Source organism: Neobacillus niacini (assembly GCF_048572935.1).
Taxonomy (GTDB): domain Bacteria; phylum Bacillota; class Bacilli; order Bacillales; family Cytobacillaceae; genus Neobacillus; species Neobacillus niacini.
This window is the reverse complement of sequence record NZ_CP183883.1, coordinates 1,726,752-1,748,868: the sequence shown is the minus strand read 5'-3', so window position 1 is coordinate 1,748,868 and position 22,117 is coordinate 1,726,752. Positions and strand designations below refer to the sequence as shown.

Annotated in this window: 16 protein-coding genes; 3 read left to right on the top strand and 13 right to left on the bottom strand. The window is 38.1% G+C overall.

Annotation, left to right across the window (positions count from 1 at the left end; all coding sequences use genetic code 11):
- Positions 1-102: 102 nt before the first annotated feature.
- The 11 genes from ACN6MT_RS08240 to ACN6MT_RS08190 all read right to left on the bottom strand — a co-directional run bounded on the left by ACN6MT_RS08240 (position 103) and on the right by ACN6MT_RS08190 (position 15,340).
- The gene (locus tag ACN6MT_RS08240; RefSeq protein WP_419955480.1) at positions 103-2,826 is read right to left on the bottom strand and encodes a sensor histidine kinase; all 2,724 of its coding nucleotides are present in this window, start codon (positions 2,824-2,826) and stop codon (positions 103-105) included.
- A gap of 26 nt (positions 2,827-2,852) precedes the next feature.
- Positions 2,853-4,418, bottom strand: a complete 1,566-nt coding sequence (locus ACN6MT_RS08235) for a response regulator (RefSeq protein WP_419955479.1) — start codon at positions 4,416-4,418, stop codon at positions 2,853-2,855.
- A 375-nt stretch (positions 4,419-4,793) separates the two neighbouring features.
- Positions 4,794-5,054, bottom strand: coding sequence for a hypothetical protein (locus tag ACN6MT_RS08230; protein WP_419955478.1), 261 nt, complete (start codon positions 5,052-5,054; stop codon positions 4,794-4,796).
- Positions 5,055-5,196: 142 nt separating this feature from the next.
- Positions 5,197-6,084, bottom strand: a complete 888-nt coding sequence (locus tag ACN6MT_RS08225) for an ROK family protein (RefSeq protein ID WP_419955477.1) — start codon at positions 6,082-6,084, stop codon at positions 5,197-5,199.
- Between the two features lie 26 nt (positions 6,085-6,110).
- Complete coding sequence (locus tag ACN6MT_RS08220) at positions 6,111-7,547, bottom strand: glycoside hydrolase family 1 protein (protein ID WP_419955476.1); 1,437 nt, start codon at positions 7,545-7,547, stop codon at positions 6,111-6,113.
- 36 nt (positions 7,548-7,583) lie between these two features.
- Positions 7,584-8,792: a response regulator transcription factor gene (locus ACN6MT_RS08215; RefSeq protein ID WP_419955475.1), complete on the bottom strand. Its 1,209-nt coding sequence runs from the start codon at positions 8,790-8,792 to the stop codon at positions 7,584-7,586.
- A gap of 1 nt (position 8,793) precedes the next feature.
- Positions 8,794-10,557: a sensor histidine kinase gene (locus ACN6MT_RS08210; RefSeq protein ID WP_419955474.1), complete on the bottom strand. Its 1,764-nt coding sequence runs from the start codon at positions 10,555-10,557 to the stop codon at positions 8,794-8,796.
- Between the two features lie 33 nt (positions 10,558-10,590).
- Positions 10,591-11,472 (bottom strand): carbohydrate ABC transporter permease, encoded by an 882-nt coding sequence (locus ACN6MT_RS08205; RefSeq protein WP_034677181.1) that lies wholly within the window; start codon positions 11,470-11,472, stop codon positions 10,591-10,593.
- A 16-nt stretch (positions 11,473-11,488) separates the two neighbouring features.
- Positions 11,489-12,364 (bottom strand): carbohydrate ABC transporter permease, encoded by an 876-nt coding sequence (locus tag ACN6MT_RS08200; protein ID WP_419955473.1) that lies wholly within the window; start codon positions 12,362-12,364, stop codon positions 11,489-11,491.
- A 59-nt stretch (positions 12,365-12,423) separates the two neighbouring features.
- Complete coding sequence (locus ACN6MT_RS08195) at positions 12,424-13,704, bottom strand: extracellular solute-binding protein (RefSeq protein WP_419955472.1); 1,281 nt, start codon at positions 13,702-13,704, stop codon at positions 12,424-12,426.
- A gap of 241 nt (positions 13,705-13,945) precedes the next feature.
- Positions 13,946-15,340, bottom strand: a complete 1,395-nt coding sequence (locus ACN6MT_RS08190; RefSeq protein ID WP_419955471.1) for an amino acid permease — start codon at positions 15,338-15,340, stop codon at positions 13,946-13,948.
- Between the two features lie 296 nt (positions 15,341-15,636).
- Between ACN6MT_RS08190 and ACN6MT_RS08185 the strand changes: the two genes are divergently transcribed.
- The 3 genes from ACN6MT_RS08185 to alr all read left to right on the top strand — a co-directional run bounded on the left by ACN6MT_RS08185 (position 15,637) and on the right by alr (position 19,538).
- On the top strand, positions 15,637-16,860 hold the full coding sequence (locus tag ACN6MT_RS08185; RefSeq protein WP_419955470.1) for a PucR family transcriptional regulator: 1,224 nt from the start codon (positions 15,637-15,639) through the stop codon (positions 16,858-16,860).
- Positions 16,861-17,158: 298 nt separating this feature from the next.
- Positions 17,159-18,292 (top strand): alanine dehydrogenase, encoded by a 1,134-nt coding sequence (ald, locus tag ACN6MT_RS08180; protein ID WP_419955469.1) that lies wholly within the window; start codon positions 17,159-17,161, stop codon positions 18,290-18,292.
- Between the two features lie 64 nt (positions 18,293-18,356).
- The gene (gene alr, locus ACN6MT_RS08175; protein ID WP_419955468.1) at positions 18,357-19,538 is read left to right on the top strand and encodes an alanine racemase; all 1,182 of its coding nucleotides are present in this window, start codon (positions 18,357-18,359) and stop codon (positions 19,536-19,538) included.
- A 32-nt stretch (positions 19,539-19,570) separates the two neighbouring features.
- On the opposite strand, the gene ACN6MT_RS08170 is transcribed toward alr, so the two are convergent.
- Positions 19,571-20,197 (bottom strand): metal-dependent hydrolase, encoded by a 627-nt coding sequence (locus ACN6MT_RS08170; protein WP_419955467.1) that lies wholly within the window; start codon positions 20,195-20,197, stop codon positions 19,571-19,573.
- A 106-nt stretch (positions 20,198-20,303) separates the two neighbouring features.
- A complete protein-coding gene (locus ACN6MT_RS08165; RefSeq protein WP_419955466.1) occupies positions 20,304-22,094 on the bottom strand; it encodes an alpha/beta fold hydrolase in 1,791 nt (596 codons plus the stop codon).
- Between the last annotated feature and the right edge of the window lie 23 nt (positions 22,095-22,117).

The window sequence follows — 22,117 nt, the reverse complement described above, 5'->3', positions numbered from 1 at the left end:
TTTCTAAAGGTAAAATAAACTATTTTTCTCTTAAAAGCATAAAAATAGAGGTTACCCCTGAAGTAAAAATTGCCTTTAGGAGTAATCCTCTAAAAATTTAATTTATATAGCAGCGGGAATGACTATGGTTACTTTTGTTCCTTTCCCTTGTTCACTTTCGATATCGAGTCCGTATTTCTCCCCAAAATGAAGTCGTATTCTCCCATTGACATTGTAAATACCGGCTTTACCAAGCGGAGCAGATGCTAAATGCCTTTTTATAGCGGTTAGTTCATCTTTCCTAATCCCTGTTGCATTATCCTCTACAACAATATGAATTTCTTCCTCTATCAGCCTGCAAGAAATGTGAATGGTCACCATATCCTTTGTTTTCCTTGCTCCATGGTGAATAGCATTTTCAATGACTGGCTGAACGATCAGCTTGACGGTTTTATAATTCAACACATTTTCATCCACATCCCAAATGCATTCAAAATTTTCAAACCGATAAGACATAATTTTTATATAGGTTTTGGTGTAAACAATCTCATCTCGAAGCGTAATCGTAAATTGTTCCCGGTTGGTGATAAATCGGAAAAATCGGCTTAAGGAGGCTATCATCTCGGTCGCCTTATCCGTTTCATTCGCTTCGACAAGAAAAATCAGATTATCAAGCGTATTATATAAAAAGTGTGGATTAATTTGTGACTGAAGGGCATTGAGCTGCAGCTCACGCTTTTCATATTTTAATTGAATTCGTTCTTGATTGGTCAAAAGCGTCTCATGGATCAATTCTTCCATTCTCACAATCATTTTATTAAAATTTTTCGTCAATGAGTCCACTTCATCAATTCCTGATAAACGTTCCGCCACTTCATAATGGGAACCCTTTAGATCAAAGGTCTGAACCAACTCCTCCAACTGTCCAATCGGCCTATGCAGCTTTTTCGAAATCCAATAAGCAAAAATAAGAAGTAAGAGAAGGATGAAAAATAATAGATAAAGATCACTGATAAATAATTGATTGACCTGCTTTTGGATATCAATAAAATTGTACTTAGAAATAAATTCCCAGTTCATGCTGGTAATTTCTGTGCTGTAAGCATGAAATTTATGCCCTTTCTCCTCCAGCATTTCCTCTTTACTATTAAAAGCTTGACCAATTTTGATTGGGTTGGGATGTGAGAGAATCCTATTGTTTTTATCCGCCAGCAACATTTCAATCCCCGTCTGCTGCCAATCCGAATAATAAGTTTCAAACAGATTATTTTCAATATCAACCGTAATATAGCCAATAATTTCTGTGTATTCCACTGGTGAATAAATCGGCATGCCAATCACAATCGTACCATGATTAAAACGGTCTCTTTCGAGTGAGTAACTGATTTTACGGCCTGAGCTGGCTAAATTGTTCATAAAATCCGAATCCAGTTGTTTCGGTTGATTTTGCATGTTCGTATACAAAATCTTTCCTGACTTATCATACATTCTTATATTTTGCCTTCTTAATTCAAAGAATTGTCTGCGATCGACTAATTCATAGCCAATCTTTTCAGGATTATCTTCTAACAGATGAAGCTGTATGTTGTTATTATGGGCAATACGTGCCATCGTCAGCTCTCGTTGGTTAATCTCGTTGTTCATCAACCGAGCCATTTTTTCATGTACAGAATGATAGTTTTCCTGCAAATCCCCCGAAACAAGTTTGGAAGTTTGTCCATAAAGAATTCCCATAAATATTAGTAAGGGCAGTAAAACCGTTATCACAAAATAGAAAAAGAATCTTTCCCGTAAACTTAATTTCATACTTGTTGATTTATTTTGCTGTAAAAGACTGCTGTAGTTTCGACTTTCTTCGTACTCCTTAATCGACGCTATTAATTGATATAGCGGCTGTATAACTTTTCTTCCGATCATTCTCGAGAAAATAATCGCAGCTAAAGCTGAACAAACAAATGTTAAAGCAATAATCTTCCACATAAGACCCATTTGTTTTTTATAAAAACCTAATGGTTCTTCATAAATAAGCTGAAAATTATAATAGGGAATAGTTGAATAATAGAATCCTGTATCGCCAAAAGATATGATATGTCCTTTTTTGCCATCCTTCAGTTGTTCAAGTTTTACTGGTACATCCCCAGCTGCTTTTTCACCTTTAAAAAACACTTGGCCATTTTGGTCAAATAAGCGAATTTGGTCGGCATAAAAGAGGGAGTCATCTAAACTTTTCGGATTGATAAATAGTAAAATGACCCCTTTGTGCACCCCATCGGCAGAAATGATATTTGTCCCAAAGAATAATTGATTATTTAACTTATCGGTTACAGCTCCCTTATCTGAGGAAGGCAGCTCAATTTTACTGCTTGCCTCACCCAAATTAATAAAGTGGAAATTACTTTCTACTTCTGCTTTTATCTTCATTCCATTAAACTTAAAATCTACATATTTTTGGTCAGAACTGTATTGGGTTTGCGGTGTAATAATCAGGATATTATCAATCAGCTCGTTGTTCTGCCTGATGGTATTCAAGTAATCCTCAAGACCAGCAGCCTGATAATACTTCTCAGATGGACTAATTTCTGAACCGCTCAATTCATCAATATAACGAATCACAATCTCATTTGTCTTTAAACTGTTCGTCGTATCATAGATACTATTAAACTCCGTTTGCAGCTCAGAAGAAATTTGATCCATTCGTAACTGTACCGACGTTTCTTTCTTTTCTTCTATAAAGTTTTTTATTTTTATAAAATACAAACTACTTAACAGCAAAAGAAATACCAATACGGTAACCAAACTGAATTTTAACAAAAAGGTGTGAAAATGCTGCTTTTTAATGTTTCTCATGATGTACCTCCTGAGGAACTGCCATCTTACTGTCTTCTAAATACAACAGGGGTGACACCTGTTTCGTTTTTAAATACTTTGTTAAAATACGAATGGCTTTGGAAACCAACCATGTCGGAGATGACCTTTATTTTATAATCCGTATTTCTGAGCAGTTGAACCGCTTTGTCCACGCGAACATGATTGACATAATCGATAAAATTTTGCCCTGTCTCCTTTTTAAAAATGGCACTGAAATAAGCTTGATGCAAGAATAACCGATTCGAAATATCCTCGAGTGTAATCCGTTCCTGATAATTTTCTTTTACATATTCCTTAGCCATAAGGACATATGTATTTACATCCTTTTTATCCTTATTGATTAAATCAAAAGAAATCGTTTCCAGCATTTGCGTCAGCCAACGCTTCAATTCTTTTAAAGAATCAATCTCGTAAATTCTTCCTAGGACATGCTGTTGATCAATGGACGAAAGGGAAAGTCCCTTTTCTTTCAAACGAAACAATAGAATAATGATGAGTTCCGAACAGGAACTGCGAATTTCTGCAATCGGTAAACCGCAGGCTTTTCTGTATGGATGGAAGAACTGATTAACTAACTGTGTTACAACCGTAATCTCACCCGTTTTCATAGATTCCATTAGTTTATGTTCAATATTGTTCACATGGTCTAACATAAGATTCTGAATTTGGGTTTGTTTCCCGTTATCACCGTCAACAGCCAAATCTTCATAAAAGATAACCGTTTCATATTCATTGAAATATTTATAGCTATACGCGTAAACCGCTTCATTATAGGATTGGCAAATTTCATGATACGTGGTACATGGATTGCCAACACCGACGACAAAATTCTCCTGGTTATTAAATAAATCACCAAGGTTTGCTCTTAGTGAATCGATGAACAAGTGAATTTTCGGCATGAGGTCCTTTTTCGAAACAAGCTTGGAATCAGTGCTTAATACAATTAAACTATTACCATAAAACAAAAAAGAGACTTGATAGCGATTACAAAAATCTGCAGCAAGCTCGGTGATTTTCTGTCTGATAGAAAAAGTGGACACCTCTTTAAACAATCGATCAAAGGAAAAAATAGCGACTCTAAAGCTTTGGGTATGCTGATTCCACTGGTCCGCATACTGCGATAGATTTTCCCCTTTAATTAAATCCAAGAGCATTAATTCCTCAACTCGATCCACTGCTTTTGCTTCTTCATCTTCTCTTAATTCTTCAGCTAGTTTCGTAAAAACATTGAAAAAGTCATTTTTCATCAATGGTTTTAACAAATACCCCTTCACACCAAAACGAATCGCCTCTTGGGCATATTTAAAATCGTCATACGCACTAAGAATGACCACTTTTATGTCGGAGTATGATTTTTGAATTTCTTTCGCAAGCTCTAATCCTGTCATCTCGGGCATTAGAACGTCTGTCAAAACGGCATGTGGACGTTCCAGTTTAATGAGTTCCAATGCTTCTACGCCATTTTCCGCTATCCCAACTACTTCGAACCCTGCCTCAGACCAAGGAAAAAAGTGAGCCAAGCGGTCACGGATGTTTTTCTCATCATCAACTATGATTATTTTGTACATCATAAGCCCCCCTTTTTCTATTAAAGTGAAGGTAATATAATTAGTTTACCAGATAAATTAATAATCGGCGTATTTTTGTTAAACGAATCTATGAAATTATGTAAAAATTCTATCATATTTTTAAGGCTATTGATGGAGGTAAATCGCTCCAAATTATGTAAGTGTGGCAATCTCCATGTAATTTCTCCCCTGTTGATTGGAGTTGAAGGTGCGAAGACTCCTGCGGGAGTACGGGGTTGGGGAGCCTCCTCGGCACGCCCGCGGAAAGCGAAGCACCTTTCGTTCCAATCAGCAGGCCCTTGGGCAGGCAGAAAAATAAAAATTGTCGAGAAAGAAACCTTTCTCGACAATCTGAGGAAGAGAATCCCTTCCTTATTCTTATGAAAATCCTGCAACCGTAAATAAGATAGCCAAGCCAACTAATAGGAGGAAAGCCAAATAACCTAAAATACTGAGAATAGTAACAATCCAGCCGACTACCTTTCGATCTGTTTTAATTAAGTAAATTCCTAAAGCAATGGCACCAAAAACAAAACCTAGAATTCCCCATAGAACGGGGTTCTTACCATGCTTTTTAGAATCAATGACTAAATAAATAGTCAGTATGATATTTAAAGCAAGTCCAAAAAAACCTTCCAAAATTCCCTCTCCCTGCTATGTTTAATAGTCTATTCTTAATATTATATTATACCAGAAAATACCTTTCCATAACTTATAATCTTTAGATAGGATAAGGAAAAACCGCTTGGATGACTAGAACCCAAGCGGTTTTATCTAAAATCTAATTCAATTCAGTGTGCATGGCCCCGTATACTGCTCCAAGTAAGTTAGCATTTTGGCGATGCATACATGCCACGATTTCCGGTTTAATCTTCGCTAAGTCTACTCTTGCTAAAATGTTATCCAGCTTCTCATTGATTCCATCAATAAGTTCGTCTCTAGCACTGATTCCACCGCCAATGACGTTTACTTCGGGATCATAAATGTACTGTAAATTATAAATTCCTACGGCCAATAAATGATAGAAATGATGGATAGCTTCGATACAATCCTCATCTCCTGATTCAGCAAGCTGAAAAATTTCTTCACCTGAAATAGACTCCACATCAATTTGCTTTCTTTTTGCGACATTTCTCACCAGCGCAGCTGTTGAAGCCACTCGGCTCCAAACATCATTGCTATCTTGAATATCACCAGTTAGCAGCATATAACCGAATTCACCGCCATGAAGATGGGCCCCTTTATGCAATTGGCCGTTCTTAAACACCGATCCGCCAATTCCGGTTCCAATCACCATAACAAGTACATCCTTTTTCCCCTTTGCTGCGCCGTTCCAAATCTCAGCATAGCCCGCACAATTGGCGTCATTTTCTAAGTAAACCGGCAGTGAAGTTATCTCACTCACCAAATTTTTAATATTTGGACCGTGTAAATAAGGAATGGCACTAGAACCATAAATCACGCCTTCATCCGAAACAGCACCAGGTGCACTAATCGCAATCCCTTTAACATCCGAATACTGCCCAGACAGTTTTTCGATAACCGAAAGCAGGTCATCTAATGTTTTAGGTGTTTTCACTTTGTTGTTCTCAAGGATTTCAGCCTTTTCGGTCACTAATCCGTATTTAATAAATGTTCCGCCGATATCAAAAGCTAAATATTTACTCATCTTAAGAATCGCCCCTAGGTAGCTTTTTATTTATAGATATTGTCATCCTGTCCTTCAAATTGTTTGGTTTCGATGACGTCTTTTAGCCAATAAGCAGATTTTTTAAGTGCTCGGTTTCGATTCTCTTCGAGGTTAATTTCAACCAAGCCGTAGCGATTCTTAAAAGCATTCATAGGTGATACGTTGTCGCTAAAGGCCCAAAGCATATAGCCTGTACAGTTGGAGCCTTCTTCAACACCCTTTAATAACCATTTTAAATGTTCACTAATAAATTCAATGCGGTAATCATCTTGAATCATGCCTTCTTCATTTTTAAAACGGTGTTCATTTTCCACACCCATACCATTTTCAGCAATAAACCATTCAATGTTTCCATATTCCTCTTTCATTCGCATAGCGATATCATACATCACCTGAGGATAGATTTCCCAGCCGCGGTGAGGATTCATTTTTCTGCCTGGTAAATCAAAGCTTTCATAATAGTAGGCAGGATGGAAAGGCGTCTCTTCATTCCATGCGGTTGAACGTGCTTTTACACGGTATGGGAAATAGATATTTAATCCCACATAATCAACGGTGTTCTCTTTAATGATTTGCAACTCTTCTTCTGTTGCCTCGAAAGCAATATCATGCTTGTTCATTAATTCAAACAATTCTTCAGGGAATTCGCCTTTAATTGAAGGATCCAAGAAAATTCTGTTGTAAAATAAATCAAAAATGCGTGCTGCTTTTTGGTCATGTTCAGCAGAAGAACGCGCATATGCTACCTCTGGATTAATGATGTTACCAATCTTGGCGCCATATTTTTCTTTTAAGTCCATTTGTTTAAATAAACGAATTACTTTAGCCGTTGCTAAGCTTTTATTAAAATTCCATTGCATCCATTTCTGCGTATTTTGTTCAAATGGATAACGAACCGCGTCTAAATAGACACGTGTTTGAATAACAATTGGCTCATTGAAAGTAAACCAGTGCTTAACGCGATCACCATAACGCTCAAACACCTTTTCTGCATATTTAACGAATAGATCCACAACATGTTTTGATCCCCAGCCGCCGTATTTCTTAAATAATTCAGCAGGAAGCTCGTAGTGTTCAAGACAAATCATCGGCTCCACGTTATTCTTGATTAACTCATTGATCATATCATCTATATAACTAGCATATTCTTCATCTACTACGGCATTTTCATAATCTAGTAAAAAACGTGACCAGTTAATAGATGTTCTAAAGTTTTGTAAACCTATTTGTTTCATATAACCAATATCTTCTTTATATCGATTCTTAAAATCAGTTGCTACAGCAGGACCATACCCATTATGCCAAACATGTTTATTTTCTTTATACCACATGTCTAAAAAGGAATCCTGAGTCTCTTTTTTTCCTGACCAGCCTTCCGTTTGCCAAGCAGACACTGCTGCTCCTAGGAAAAAGTCATTCGGTACATTTATTTTCTTTTGCATACTACTTACCTCCAATTTCATAAGTCACTCTTATGATTAATTGATATTGTTTGCCCTTACGTTTCTATACTTTGTTGGCGTATAGCCTGTAAATTTTTTAAACACATCCACAAAGTACTTATATTCTCGATATCCGACCTTTTCAGCTATTTCATTTACATTAAAAGGGGTTTCTTCAAGCAGCTGTTTGGCTGCATCCACACGCAAGGTATTAATATATTCATTAAAACTTTTGCCCGTTTTTTGTTTAAATAAAGAACTGAAATAATTAGGGGAAATATTAATGACGTCCGCTACTTCATGTGCCTTGATTGGTGACGCATAATAGGTTTTGATATATTGTTCTGCCCTATCCATTAACCAGTCGTTAGCCTTTGACTTATTCGCCAATGATTCACTTACAGGACTAACAACAACCCCGTCTTCACTAAAAGGAATATACCGGGTATCTTCATATAATCTTAGATACACCTCATTCAGCTGACCTATTGTGATGTCAGTATCATTAACAACACCATTTAACTCTTGGAAATTCAAATTCCGAGGAGTAAAATCAGACAAATGATTGGTTACACAAGTGAGTAAGACATTTTTACTTGGAAACACCGATACACATGAAAACCCCTGACTGTTTAACCATTTTTCCACTTGGTTTTCCCAGTCCACAGCCACGTTTTGCAGTTCTTCTTCAGAAAGATCTTTTGTTTTATTTTTATACTCTTTTAACATGGTAACAAAGGGATAAATACGCACATTAGCAAATAAACCCGAATGGTTTGGAGCAGTATCTGGTAAATCTAGAACTTGATGAAAAATAGCATTTTGTAAATTCATCTGATATATTTGCTGTGCAGCTTTTCTTTCTTCTTGTAAAGTACTGGTGATTTTTGTAATGACCTGTAAAAGCTCATCTACCTCTACCGGCTTCAATAAGTAATCCTTTACACCTAATTGAATCGCCTGCTGTGCGTATTTAAAATCGTCGTACCCACTTATGATAATCATTCGAATATCTGGATAATTCTCTGCAAGGAATGCCGCCAGTCTCAAGCCATCAACATTCGGCATTCTGACATCGGTTAGGACTAAATCGATATCACCATGTTCCTGAATCTTTTGAATAGCCTCCGCCCCGTCATACGCAAGGTCAACAACTTCCACCATATATTCATCCCACGGAATTGTCTGTTGCAAACCACGACAAATAATGGGTTCATCATCAACAATTAGCATTTTAAAGGGCATACTACTCACCTGTCTCATTTGGAATTAGATTGCGATTATCATTCTCTGATATAGGAAGCTTCAAGCGAATCCATGTTCCTGCAAGAGAATCCAACAACTCGAATTTTGCCTCTTCGCCAAAGGCCATCTCTAAGCGGTCGATGAGATTAGGAATGGCATAGCCGCCTTTCCGTTTATCATCTTCATCCTGTTTCTCACTCTTAAATCCCCAGCCATTGTCGATTACATCTATCCAAATTTCCTCATCAACCTTAAACATGCGAATCTGGATAACGCCCTGTCTAGGCAAATTTTTAAAACCATGAAGGATACTATTTTCTACTAATGGCTGTAAAATTTGCTTAATGATATAGATATCTTTTATTTGATCGTCATAAAAAATACTGTAATTTAAACGATTTCCAATTCGGCTCTTTTGTAACTCCAGGTAGTTTTGGATATAATGAATTTCTTCCTCTACCTTTACCCACATTTTCCCCATGTTTAAATTCATCCGGAATATTTTAGATAACCGCTCAATTAACTGACCTGTTTCCATCGCTTTTTCCAATCGGGCCGTCCAACGAATCATGTCCAGTGTATTGTATAAAAAGTGTGGATCAATCTGGCTTTGAAGAGCCTTCAATTCCGATTCACGCTGCTTAATCTTTAACTTGTATTCTCGATTAATATAATTTTGTATGGTTGTGACCATTTGGTTAAATCGGAGTCCTAATTTCCCAATCTCATCTTGTGAAGAGATTTGAACCTTTGCACTGAAGTCGCCTTCTCCCAGCTGCTTTGTTTGCTTCGTCAATTCCACAATCCTTCGGATAAAGGATTGATAAAATCCGACAAAAGCTAATGCTCCAAGTGCTAATAAAAGGAGAATCATAAAAACAAACAAGCCGCGGACATTATATAAACTTTTAACCACTTCTCCCTCATTTACCATCGCAATCGAAACCCAATCCGTTCCTGTAATTGCTTTTTTCACTAGTAAATAGTCACTTTGATCAGCCTTGGTTTTCAACGTTTTATTTTTACCGTTTAAAATCCAGCCGGTTATTTTTGAATCAGGAAAGGGTTTCCCCGCTAATGAAGGATTCTGATGCAGGACGACTTCTCCTTTTTTGTTCAATACAAAATAATCACCAGTTTGGTTAATGGAATTACTTTCAATTGTCTTATATAGCTTAGATTCGTCTAATCGTATTCTCACCATTCCTATAGGTGTGTTGATATGGTTAATATCATTAATAACCCTTGTTAAACTAACAACATTTTTTTTTGCAGATCCATTTTCAATCACTTGATACGTATTGCTCCAATAGGGACGGCCTTCAAGCTCCCTGGCTCCTTGATTCATACTGACTTCATTTCCGATTAAATGGCTGCCAATTTCTAAAACATGTCCATCATTTGCTACCAATAGAATCGAATCGATATAACTATGACTCATAAGCTGAAAGGTAAAATAACCATTAATCCCTGCAACTGCCTCTTTATACTCTGCTTTAGTAAGGTCTTCCTCCGTAGCGGTAAAAAACGTTCGGAAGTTTTTTTCATAGATCATGTAAGAAGACATATTCTCAATCCCACGAATGAGGGAAGTTAAGTTATCTTCATTTTTTTCTAGTTTGTCAACCGCATTTTTTTCAGCCTGCTGCTTAAAAACGGTTGTCGTTTGATAGTAGATAATGCAGCCAATAATAAAGGTTGGTAAGGTAATCAAGAGTAAGAATACGGTGACAAACTTATTTTTTAATCCCCAATTTCGGATCATTGCACATCAGCCTTTTAATTTATTACCGTTAGTTTATCCTTTTACGGCTCCGGCTGTCATACCATTTACAATTTCTTTTTCTAAGAATAAGTAGAAAATGATAATTGGAATCATGGACATCGTTAATCCTGCCATCTGTGCACCATAATTCACGGTAAACTGTCCAGCAAAACTTGCAAGACCTAAAGGCAATGTCTGCAGGGCTGGATCATTTAGTAGTACAAGTGCAAACGAGAACTCGTTCCAGTTATAAATAAAATTCAAAATGATAACGGTGGCAAGTGCGGGACGGGACATTGGTAAAATAATCGACCAAAAAATCCGGAAGATTCCGCAGCCATCGATAATCGCTGATTCTTCAATATCTTTCGGGAAAGCCTTCATAAAGCTTGTTAGGATAAAGATCGTAATCGGTAAATGAAAGGCAATGTACGGAAATAATAAGGTAATCGGATTATTTAATAAACCTAAATTTTTCAATAAAATAAACATTGGAACAAGCGTTGCGTGAATCGGAATTAACATCCCGAAAATAAAGAATGTGTACAAGGCGTTCTTAAACTTAAATTCAATTCTTGCTAGAAAATAAGATGCTAACGCGCCGATTAACACAGTAAGAATAGTTGCCAATAAACATATAAAAATACTATTTTTGAAGAGGACGCCTAAATTAGCAGTGCCCCACGCTTCAATATAGTTATCAATTACCAAAGTCCTAGGTAAACCAAATTGATTCACCGCAAATTCTTTTTCTGACTTAAAAGAGTTAATAATCATCCAAATAATAGGATAAACATTAATTACCGAAAAAATAATCAAGACTGCATAAATGAGGGTATTTTTTACACTCAATTTCCTTGTGCTTTGTGGCAGCGGCAATGCAGATTGTGTTGTTTTTTTAATCGTTGTTTCCATTCTGTGCCCCTCCCCATCAAATAAATTTTTGGCCAAGAACTTTTTTTACAATTCCAATCAAGATAAGACTGAAGAAGAAAATAAATACGGATACCGCACTGCCGTAACCATATTGCAGATTTGAAAATGTCTCATTGAACATATACAACGCCATCACGTCGGTAGAATGTGATGGTCCGCCATGTGTCATAACATAAATTAAATCAAAGGTTCTTAAACTACCGGAAATACACAAAATGATCGCAACAATAACGGTATCCCAAATCATTGGAATGGTTATTTTCCATGTAGTCACCCATTCAGAAGCACCATCCATCTTTGCCGCTTCCATTACTTCTTCCGGTATGTTTTGCAAAGCTGCTAGGAAAATAATTAAATAAAGTCCAACGAATTGCCAAATGACCGTAATACAAACAGCCACCATTGACCATTTTGTATCACCAAGCCAGTTTTGTGCCAAAAAGTCCAAACCAACAGCTCTTAAAATTTCGTTAATCATGCCATCCTTTGTATTGTAAATCAGGCTCCATGTTAGCGAGATAACAACCGTTGATAAGACAACAGGCAGAAAGCCAATGGTTCTAAAAATCTTTAAGCCCTTAATTTTTCGATTTAATAACAGAGCTATAAATAAAGCAATCGGAATCTGTCCAAATACGGAGGCACCAACAACAAAAATGTTATTGCCAACTGAATTCCAAAATAACGGATCTTGAAAAAGATTCTCAAAGTTTTGCAGACCGATAAATTCCATTTCCGAAAAACCGTCCCATTCCATAAAGGAATAATAAAACGATTGGATAATCGGATAGATAGCAAAGACGGTATAAATCAAAAATGCCGGCAGTAAACCGATAATAAGAGCCGCTTTACTTTTTCCAGTTAGTTGCATATTTATCTCCCCTATGAAATGCAGGTTGCCTTAGTGAAGGCAACCTGTATTTTAAAAGATTATTTCTTTCCTTGTTCGTTTTCCTTCTGCATTTCTTCAGCTAATTCTTTAGGTGTCTTTTCACCGATTGTGATCGATTGTAATCCATTGTTAATCATGTCTGTTAACTCAGGTGTTAAGGTTGCATCATAAACTGGTGCTAAACCGCCTTGTGCAAATCCGTTAGCTGTTTTGTAAATTTCAGGAATGCTATCGTCCATTTCTACTTGTACTGGAACAACGATATTAGATTTAGCTAGTCCTTGGTATAACTCATCGCCGTAGAAGAACTGTAAGAATTTAAATGCTGCTTCTTTCTTCTTACCAGATAATTCAGCATTAAGAGCGATACCGCCGCCCGCTGCACCAGAAATTTTTGCTGTATCACCTTCTCCGCCAAAGCTTGGGAACGGAGCAACTCCGATATTATCGATATTTTCTACACCTTCAAGGATTGGTCCAATAGCCCAAGAACCGGCGAAGTGCATAGCTGCTTCCCCACTATTGAATAATGTTCTAGATTGAGCTTCGTCAATGGTATTGAAATCTTCATTAAATGCTTTAAGCTTCGCTAATTCTTCCACTACTGCTAATGCTTTTACAAAGTTCTCATCTGTAAAAGAATCTTTACCACTTAACGTGCTTGGTAAGAATTCACTGCCTGTGAAACGGTCTGCAATGGTTGAAATGTATACAGATTGCAGCGGCCAAATCGCTTTATTACCTAATGCAATTGGCATTACTTTTTGATCATTTAATGCCTTGATTAAATCTTTTAACTCATCATACGTTTTTGGAAATTCTTCAAATCCTGCTTTTGCCAATACATCTTTATGATAGTAAATCAAGCTAGTTTCACTAATATTTGCTGGAATCGCATACTGTTTCCCGTCAACTGCATAATCTTTCAAGATACCTTCTGGGATTTTTCCTTCCCACGTATCAAGGATATCATTTAAAGGAAGTAACACTTTTCCTTCCACTAGAGGCTGAATACGTGCACCAGGCCAAACGCGGAACATATCCGGTAATTGCTTTCCTGCTGCTTGTGTTCTAAGCTTTGTTTCATATTGGTCATGTGGAATACTTTCAATTTTAACGTGGATGCTGCCTTTGTTTTCTTCATTGAATTTAGCAATGATATCTTTATAAACCTTGTATTCCGGACGATTTTCAGTCCAGTCATTCCACACGGTAAGTTCTGTGACTTTACTGTCTCCAGAAGCTTTCTCTTCTCCACCGCCGCATGCGGATAAAAATAGTAACATTAAGCCTAAGACTAAAACGCCTAGCTTCTTCATGGTGTTTCCCCCTTATTAATATCAATCGCTTACATGTTTTATTGTAAAGGTTTTCATTTTTTTCACTATCCGAAAAAATTTAAAAAATATCCGATAATTTACGGTCTTTTTAAAACGGTTTCATTTTTTCTATCTAACAACAGTATGAGTTAATTCCGTCAAAACAATAAAAAAACGTAAATGGATCAATGCCCACTTACGCTTTTTTTATAGAGAATTAAATTTAGTTGACAGGCACCATTTATATCACTTTTTGAAATTGGTCCTGATTTTGTTTGTCTCGTTTATGATATCCCTTTCCATAATAGAAGGCCGTTAAAATTCCGAGCCAAAGCGGTCCAACGATTAAAGCAATTCTTGTATCTGGGAAGAATGCCATTAATCCTACAACTAATAATAAGAATGCTAAAGAAAAGTAGGATGTGAATGGGAATAAAGGCATTTTATACTTTAAGCCGTTCAATTGATTTGGCGTTAGACTCTTACGATACTTAATTTGTGATAATAAAATCATCGACCACGTCCAAATTGCACCAAACGTTGAAATCGCTGTTACCCATGTAAATACTTTTGCCGGGACTAAATAGTTAAGAACAACACCGACTAATAAGGCACCCCCTGTTACTAAAACCGCAGCACTCGGAACACCATTCTTATTTAATTTACCAAGACTCTTTGGTGCTTCATCATTTTCAGCTAAGTTGAATAACATACGTGCTGTACTGAAAATACCACCGTTACACGAAGATAACGCAGCCGTTAAGACAACAAAGTTAATGATTCCAGCTGCAGCAGGGATTCCAAGCTTATCAAAGGTCAAAACGAACGGACTGCCCTGTGCACCGATTTCGGTCCAAGGATAAATCGACATAATGACAAACAAGGCACCTACATAGAAAATAAGAATTCGCCAGAAGACAGTATCAATCGCTCTAGATAATGTTTTTTCCGGATTCTTTACTTCCCCGGCAGTAATACCAATCATCTCAATACCTAAGAAAGCAAACATAACCATTTGCAGGGACATTAATACCCCAGTAATCCCATTCGGAAGAATTCCTCCATTCTCCCAAAGATTGCTGATGCCAGTAGCAATACCGCCATTACCAATCCCTAAAACAATCATTCCCAGACCACTTACAATCATGAATAAGATGGTAATAATCTTAATTAATGCAAACCAAAATTCAAGTTCACCATAGGCTTTTACATTTAGAAAATTGACGGAAGCCATAATAACGAGTGCTGCCAATGCCCAAATCCAGCGTGGTACATCAGGGAACCAATACTCCATGTAGATTCCTGCAGCCGTAATTTCAGCCATACACGTTACAACCCATAAAAACCAATAATTCCATCCTGTTAAGAAACCAGGCAAAGCACCTAAATAGTCACGAGCATATTGACTGAAGGATCCAGCAACAGGTTTTTGAATTGCCATTTCCCCAAGTGCTCTCATAATAAAGAACATAATCATACCGGCAAATGCATAACCGAGAATAATACCTGGTCCAGCAAGCTTAATCGCAGTGGCTGAACCTAGAAACAGACCTACCCCAATGGCTGCTCCTAGTGACATGAGCGTAATGTGTCTTTCTTCTAAACCTCGTTGTAATTGATTTGGATTTTTTTGCATAGTCTACCCCCTATTTAGTTGAAATCTCCTATTTCCCTTTTTCACTAAAAAAGTTACAATATTATTCTAAATAAAACCTACTGTTTATATTTAAATAATATCCTCCTATTCTTTTTCGTAATGACAGCGTTTACAATGTGTGTTAGATGAAGAAAAGTTAAAACTTTGTGAAATTAATATAACATATCTGTGAACATTTTATATTGTAGAATAAATACAAATCTATTAAAAAAATATTGTTTTAAATAACAAATACGTTACAGAGTGCACAATCTCATTGATAAAGGTGGTAATTTATGAAAAATGATCCGTTTCGCGCCAGCTTTGATAGTCTAGAAGAATTTGCAGATATGGTAAGTGAAGTGTTACATTGTCCGATAACCATAGAAGACGCGAACCATCGTCTTCTTGCCTATAGTACCCATGATGATCGAACCGACCCGGCACGGATTGCCACAATCATCGGCCGCCGTGTTCCGGAAAAGGTCATCAATTCCTTATGGAAGGAAGGGGTCATTCCTTCACTCTTAAACAGTCGTGATCCTATCCGAGTTAAGACGGTAGATGAGATTGGGCTGGGAAACAGGGTTGCTGTATCCATTTGGAAAAACGATGAAGTGCTCGGTTTCATTTGGGCGTTAGAGATTGAAAAAACACTAGGCGAAGAAGAAATGGACTGCTTGAAGCAAGCCGCAGACGCAACAAAAAACAAACTGATTCAACTGCAAAACCGCAAAAATAAAAAAGAAGAGCAATTTCAAGAGTTTTTTTGGCAGCTATTAACAAGCCATCTTTCTAGCAATGAAGAAATCATTAATAAGTTTCATGCGCTGCAAATTTCGCCTCCTTCATCCTTTGCAGTTGCCGTCTTTCAATTTTCAAAGGAATTAGGCAGAGATGATGAAAAGCATATCGCTTACCTGTTAAAAACAATTCAAATGCCAAAAATCCTGCTGCACACCATTGACCATCAACAATTAGTGTTGTTTATTTCCCTTGATGGTATTCAGCAGCCAGTGAATAAACTAAATGCATTTTGTGAGCTATTTGTTGCCAAAATGAAGGAACGATTTGGTATTGACTCCATTGTTCACGGCTATAGCAGTGTTTATAGTGATTTAGGAAAAGTAGAAAAGTCGTACAAAGAAGCGCGAACCGTATTATCAGTAAAAAGAAAATTCCCTCGTGAAGCAAAAGAAATCCATGGCTATCAAAGTCTCGGAATCTATAAATATATCGATGTATTGATTGAAAAATCCGGTACAGATCAAAATGAAAACTATTCTCTGAAAAAGCTTCAGGAATATGATAAAAAAAATAACACCGATCTCGTCGAAACATTAGAAGTCTTTCTAAACCATGACAGCAATGTCCATGAAGCCGCAAATCAATTAAATGTACACACCAACACACTAAATTACCGTCTCAAACGTATATCAGAAATCGGTGAAATCAATCTCAAAGACCCAAACCAAAAAATAACCCTTTACTTAGACCTTAAGCTTGAAAAGTTTAAATAAATGGAGACACCCAAAATTTGTCCACCTCAGGTGGACACTGTCCACGGACGGTGACAGGCACCAGACACCTAAAAGGGGTTCGCTTTCTGTTTGAATATTTAAACAAAACAAAATTTGTTTTTTTTACTTTTTATCCCATGTGGTTTTTCCTTTTATATCAAGGAATTTGTGAACGTTTTGTGTAATTTCACAAATTGAGTTCTCGTATTTCTGCTTTCTAAACAAAGAAAAATTGTTTCGAAGGGATTATTCTAAAGTCAGAAAAAATCACTAAAGACTTCCAAGGGGGATAACGAGAATGATTATTGGTGTAGTGAAGGAAATCAAAAACAATGAAAACCGTGTGGCATTAACTCCAGCAGGTGTTGTTTCATTCGTACAAGCTGGACATAAAGTCTTAGTTGAAAAAGGGGCTGGAATTGGAAGCGGTTTCGTAGATGTAGACTATACTCAAGCAGGCGCAGAAATCATTGAGCTAGCAGCTGATGTTTGGAATCAGTCTGAAATGATTATGAAAGTAAAAGAACCGCTTGAAAGTGAGTACAAATACTTCCGCCCAGGGTTAGTATTATTTACGTACCTGCATTTAGCAGCAGAGCCTGCATTAGCTCAGGCACTTAAAGATAGCGGTGTCATTGCTATTGCCTACGAGACAGTTTCTGTTAACCGCACGCTTCCACTTCTAACACCAATGAGTGAAGTAGCTGGCCGTATGTCCGCACAAATCGGGGCGCAATTCTTACAGAAATTCAATGGCGGTAAAGGGATTCTGCTTGCAGGTGTTCCAGGGGTCAGCCGTGGTAAGGTTACGATCATTGGCGGCGGTATTGTCGGAACAAACGCTGCAAAAATGGCGATTGGTTTAGGTGCAGATGTTACGATTATCGACTTAAGTGCAGACCGTCTTCGTTACTTGGATGACGTGTTCGGAAACCAAATTAAAACTTTAATCTCAAATCCTTTTAACATTGCTGAAGCAGTGAAAGAAGCAGACTTAGTGATCGGTGCGGTACTAATTCCAGGGGCAAAAGCGCCTAAACTAGTTACAGAAGATATGGTTAAAACCATGAAACCTGGTTCTGTAATCGTGGACGTTGCGATTGACCAAGGCGGAAGCGTTGAAACGATTGACCATGTAACCACTCATGATAACCCAACATTTGAGAAACATGGTGTTGTTCACTACTCTGTTGCGAACATGCCTGGAGCGGTTCCAAGAACATCTACAATGGCTCTTACAAATGCGACGGTTCCATATGCATTGCAAATTGCCAATAAAGGTGTGGTGAAGGCCATTTCTGAAAATCCGGCATTAAAGCTTGGAGTGAACGTGGCGAACGGTGAAATCACCTATGAAGCGGTAGCAAGAGACCTTAACTATGTATATGTGCCAGTGGAAATTGCATTGGAAAAGGAAGTTGTATTGAACTAACCATCTTGGTACCCTCAAGTTTATCTTGAGGGTATTTTCATAGGAATTTCTGGGGGGAAGACTTGTGATTCAAAAAAGCTATCGAGATACGTGGGCTGAAGTTTCGTTAGAAGCCATTAAACATAATACAAACCAATTTAAAAATTATATTGGATCGTCCGTGAACTTGATGGCCGTGGTGAAAGCGGATGGTTATGGCCACGGTGCTGTCCAGATAGCCAATGCCGCTGTAGAAGCGGGCGCTGATTTTCTGGCAGTGGCGATTTTGGATGAAGCAATCGAACTGCGTGAGGCAGGGATAACAGAGCCTATTTTAATATTAGGATATACCCCTCCCCGCTCCATTCGGCAGGCAATTATAGCTGGAGTGGATTTAACGGTTTTTAGTGAGGATGTACTGGACGAAATTATCTTTCAGACCGAAGAACTTCAAAAAACAGCAGCCATCCACTTAAAAATCGATACCGGTATGACCAGAATCGGTGTTCAAACCCGTGAAGAAGCACTGGATTTAGCAACAAAAGTGGTTGCGTCACGTTTTGTCATTCTTAAAGGTATTTTCACTCACTTCGCTAACGCGGATAGTGAGGATTCTTCCTATACACTTCAGCAATTCGAGCGATTTCGTTCCGTAATTACCTATTTAGATGACAACAGAATTTCTATCCCGCTAAAGCATTGTTGTAATACAGCTGGGACGATGAATTTTCCAGAAATGCACCTAGATATGGTCCGTGTCGGAATTGGGTTATATGGTCTGTATCCCGACATGTCGTTAAAGGAACATACGATTTCACTTCAGCAAGCGATGACGCTTAAAACAAAAATTGCTGGGCTCAAAAAGGTAGCTAAATCGCAGCCAATTAGCTATGGCTGCACCTATACTCCTTCAAGTGAACGTATGATTGCCACTCTTCCAATCGGATATGCCGACGGTCTCTCCAGACATCTTTCCAACTGCGGGCAATTTCTTCTAAATGGACAAAAGGTTTTAGTAGCAGGCCGTGTCTGTATGGACCAAACGATGATTGATGTTACCACCGTACCTTCCTGCCAGCAGGGTGATGAAGTTGTTATTTTTGGAGGAAATGACAAAGCGTTTCAATCCGTTGATGAGATTGCCCTGCTCATGGGGACGATTAACTATGAGGTTGTCTGTTTAATCGGGAAGCGTGTTCCGCGGATTTATCCTGCTGCTGGAAACGAGGTTCGCCGGCAAGTCTTGCAAACTGTGGAATTTATATAAAAAAAAGGTCACATCAACCTCGATGTGACCTGCTATAATTCTATCTTTGATAATGGTAAAAACAACTTAATACCACGCCTATTAAACGGTAATATTTTTAAATCAGCAATTAAATGACTAATATATCCCCCAAGGCAGGCATAAAAAACACCGTCGATTCCTAGTGAACCTTCAAGTTTTGAAGAGATGATCCCAAAGAAAATGACGCCTAAGATAGAATGTGTATAACTGCGATGCGAGGAGATAGATGCAATGACGATATAAACCCCAAGCAAAATCAGCCATACTTCCGAAAGCGAGATTCCCCCAGCAAGGACACCAATTCCTGTAATTGTAAGCATATGCTTTTGTTTAATGAGCGAAGAAATCCCCATGATGGCCAATCCGCTCGCAATGCCAAACCACTGCTCTGCCGCCCTTCCCTCATAAAAGCTATAAAACACCATCAAGATTCCTATTAATAATGCCGCCAAGCGAATCACCTTATGGGATAAAGTAATTTTACCGCGAAGCTTTCCATCAATATCCAAGTCAGGCATCAAACCTGAAACCGCTCCTAGTCCAATCAGAATGATGGTTTCAGTTGGATTGGAATGAAAGGTGCTGGCAGCGACAAATCCTGTTGCGGCTCCAATCGCTGTATGTGCGGTACCATTCAATGTTAGTTTCACCTCTATTAGTATAATAAATCTTATCATACAACAAAACATTTGTTCTGTTTAGAGATTTCATCTAAAATCGGACTATTAGCCTATGAAAATATTGCTATTTTGACTTTCCTAAATAGTTTTCAAGAAACTCCGCCATTTCTGTATAGGAATTTATTTTATTTTTTAATTTCATCATCGTATGTCCTTCCTCTTCAATACGAATATACCGGACTGGATGATTTCGTTTCTTGAGTTTCGTGACAATCTGATCTGACTCTTGAATTGATACGCGAGGATCATTTACGCCATGTATAATCATGAGCGGAGCTTTAATCTTATCTGCATGATTCAACGGGTCAATTTGATCAAAAAACTCGCCATCCTTTTCAATCGTACCGTATTCTGCCTCACGCAGTTTTTTTCGCCACGGGCTGGTCGTTTGCAGGAATGTTCGGATACTTGACATTCCTACAATATCAATGGCTGCCGCCCAGCGCTCCGGATAGTGGCTGATCGCAGCCAGCACGATAAATCCTCCATAGCTTCCCCCGACAATCGCTGCCTGATTTTCCTGAATATCACCTGTTTTTTTCAGCCATTCCATTAAAAAAATAACATCCTTTACCGCGTCCATTCGTTTTCGCCCATCATCCAAATGGGTATAGGTTTTACCATAACCAGTACTCCCGCGGATATTTGGAGCCACCACCGCATAACCCTGGTTTAAGAAATATTGCAAAAAGGGGCTGTACACCGCACGGCTTTGGCTTTCAGGTCCACCGTGAATATAGACAACCACAGGGGTTTTTCCACCTTTACGATTGGGCTTGTAGTAAAAAGCTGGTATAGAAAGCTGGTCGAAAGACGGAAATGAAATCAACTCAGGCTCTACTAACTTTTCCTCTAAAAGCGGCGTGCGCGAGATGTAGGTAAGCCGCTTTGCCTGAAGGGTATTAATATCCACCTCCCATATATCCGGTGGATGGGTGGGGCCATTTAACACAAAGCCCAGCTTTTGCTGATTCGGTGAAAATCTGAGATTATATATCGCTCCCATTGGGGTATCCCATGTATACAATTTACTTTGGTCCAGATCCACAAGGTAGCCCTTAGATACTCCCCCTTCATTCACGGAAAAAGCGATTTTATTTTTAGCCTTATTCATGGCTAGGTCTTCAATATCCCATTCCTGTCTTTCCAGCCAAGTCAATTGTTTTGTAGAGATTTCAATTACCGCGAGTCCAAAGAACTCACTGTCCTGATTGGTTAATAGGTAGAGATGATCTCCTTCCCTATTAAAATGAAAATTCTTATAACTGGCTTCATCCTTATACGCAGTAATCCAATCCATTTTTCCTGTGGAAAGTGAAAATACCCCTAAATCATGATCAAGGGGAGAGTTTGCTTTTTTTACTAAAAGCGACTTTCCATCAGGAAACCACTTCTCAACCATATAGGTTCCATCTTGGGTAAATACCCGGCGAATTTCCAACGTCTCCAAGTTTTGAATATAGATATCTAAATATGCTTGATTCCTTCGGTTACTAGACCAAGCAATCCATTTTCCATCTGGCGAGCTGTCACCAAATAAATGAAGATGTTCTGGCGAGTTGGTCAAGGCGATTTTTTCACCATTTTCCTTTAATAAGTACAGCTGCTCCTTTTCATCTCCATCCGAGTCCATCCCATAAACCAAGTCTGACGTTCCAGCAATATATTTAATAAAGGTGATTCCTTTCATGGTAAAAGAGGCTTGTGCCGGCCACCTGTCCTCCCGGTCAAGCTCCCATACCTGGGGTACCCCTGTAAAATCAGAAATAAAGCTAATTTTCTTTCCCCTTGGGTCGTATTCAAAACTTTTTACCATTCGAACGTGGATATAAGGGTCAATGGTTATTTCCTTCATTCCATTCCCACCATTCACTTGGA

Coding starts and splice junctions, on each gene's coding strand:
- ACN6MT_RS08220 (WP_419955476.1), bottom strand. CDS start 7,547: ATGCAAAAGAAAATAAATGTACCGAATGACTTTTTCCTAGGAGCAGCA.
- ACN6MT_RS08240 (WP_419955480.1), bottom strand. CDS start 2,826: ATGAGAAACATTAAAAAGCAGCATTTTCACACCTTTTTGTTAAAATTC.
- ACN6MT_RS08235 (WP_419955479.1), bottom strand. CDS start 4,418: ATGATGTACAAAATAATCATAGTTGATGATGAGAAAAACATCCGTGAC.
- ACN6MT_RS08165 (WP_419955466.1), bottom strand. CDS start 22,094: ATGAAGGAAATAACCATTGACCCTTATATCCACGTTCGAATGGTAAAA.
- ACN6MT_RS08185 (WP_419955470.1), top strand. CDS start 15,637: ATGAAAAATGATCCGTTTCGCGCCAGCTTTGATAGTCTAGAAGAATTT.
- ACN6MT_RS08205 (WP_034677181.1), bottom strand. CDS start 11,472: ATGGAAACAACGATTAAAAAAACAACACAATCTGCATTGCCGCTGCCA.
- ACN6MT_RS08190 (WP_419955471.1), bottom strand. CDS start 15,340: ATGCAAAAAAATCCAAATCAATTACAACGAGGTTTAGAAGAAAGACAC.
- ACN6MT_RS08195 (WP_419955472.1), bottom strand. CDS start 13,704: ATGAAGAAGCTAGGCGTTTTAGTCTTAGGCTTAATGTTACTATTTTTA.
- ACN6MT_RS08210 (WP_419955474.1), bottom strand. CDS start 10,557: ATGATCCGAAATTGGGGATTAAAAAATAAGTTTGTCACCGTATTCTTA.
- ACN6MT_RS08225 (WP_419955477.1), bottom strand. CDS start 6,084: ATGAGTAAATATTTAGCTTTTGATATCGGCGGAACATTTATTAAATAC.
- ACN6MT_RS08215 (WP_419955475.1), bottom strand. CDS start 8,792: ATGCCCTTTAAAATGCTAATTGTTGATGATGAACCCATTATTTGTCGT.
- ACN6MT_RS08200 (WP_419955473.1), bottom strand. CDS start 12,364: ATGCAACTAACTGGAAAAAGTAAAGCGGCTCTTATTATCGGTTTACTG.
- ald (WP_419955469.1), top strand. CDS start 17,159: ATGATTATTGGTGTAGTGAAGGAAATCAAAAACAATGAAAACCGTGTG.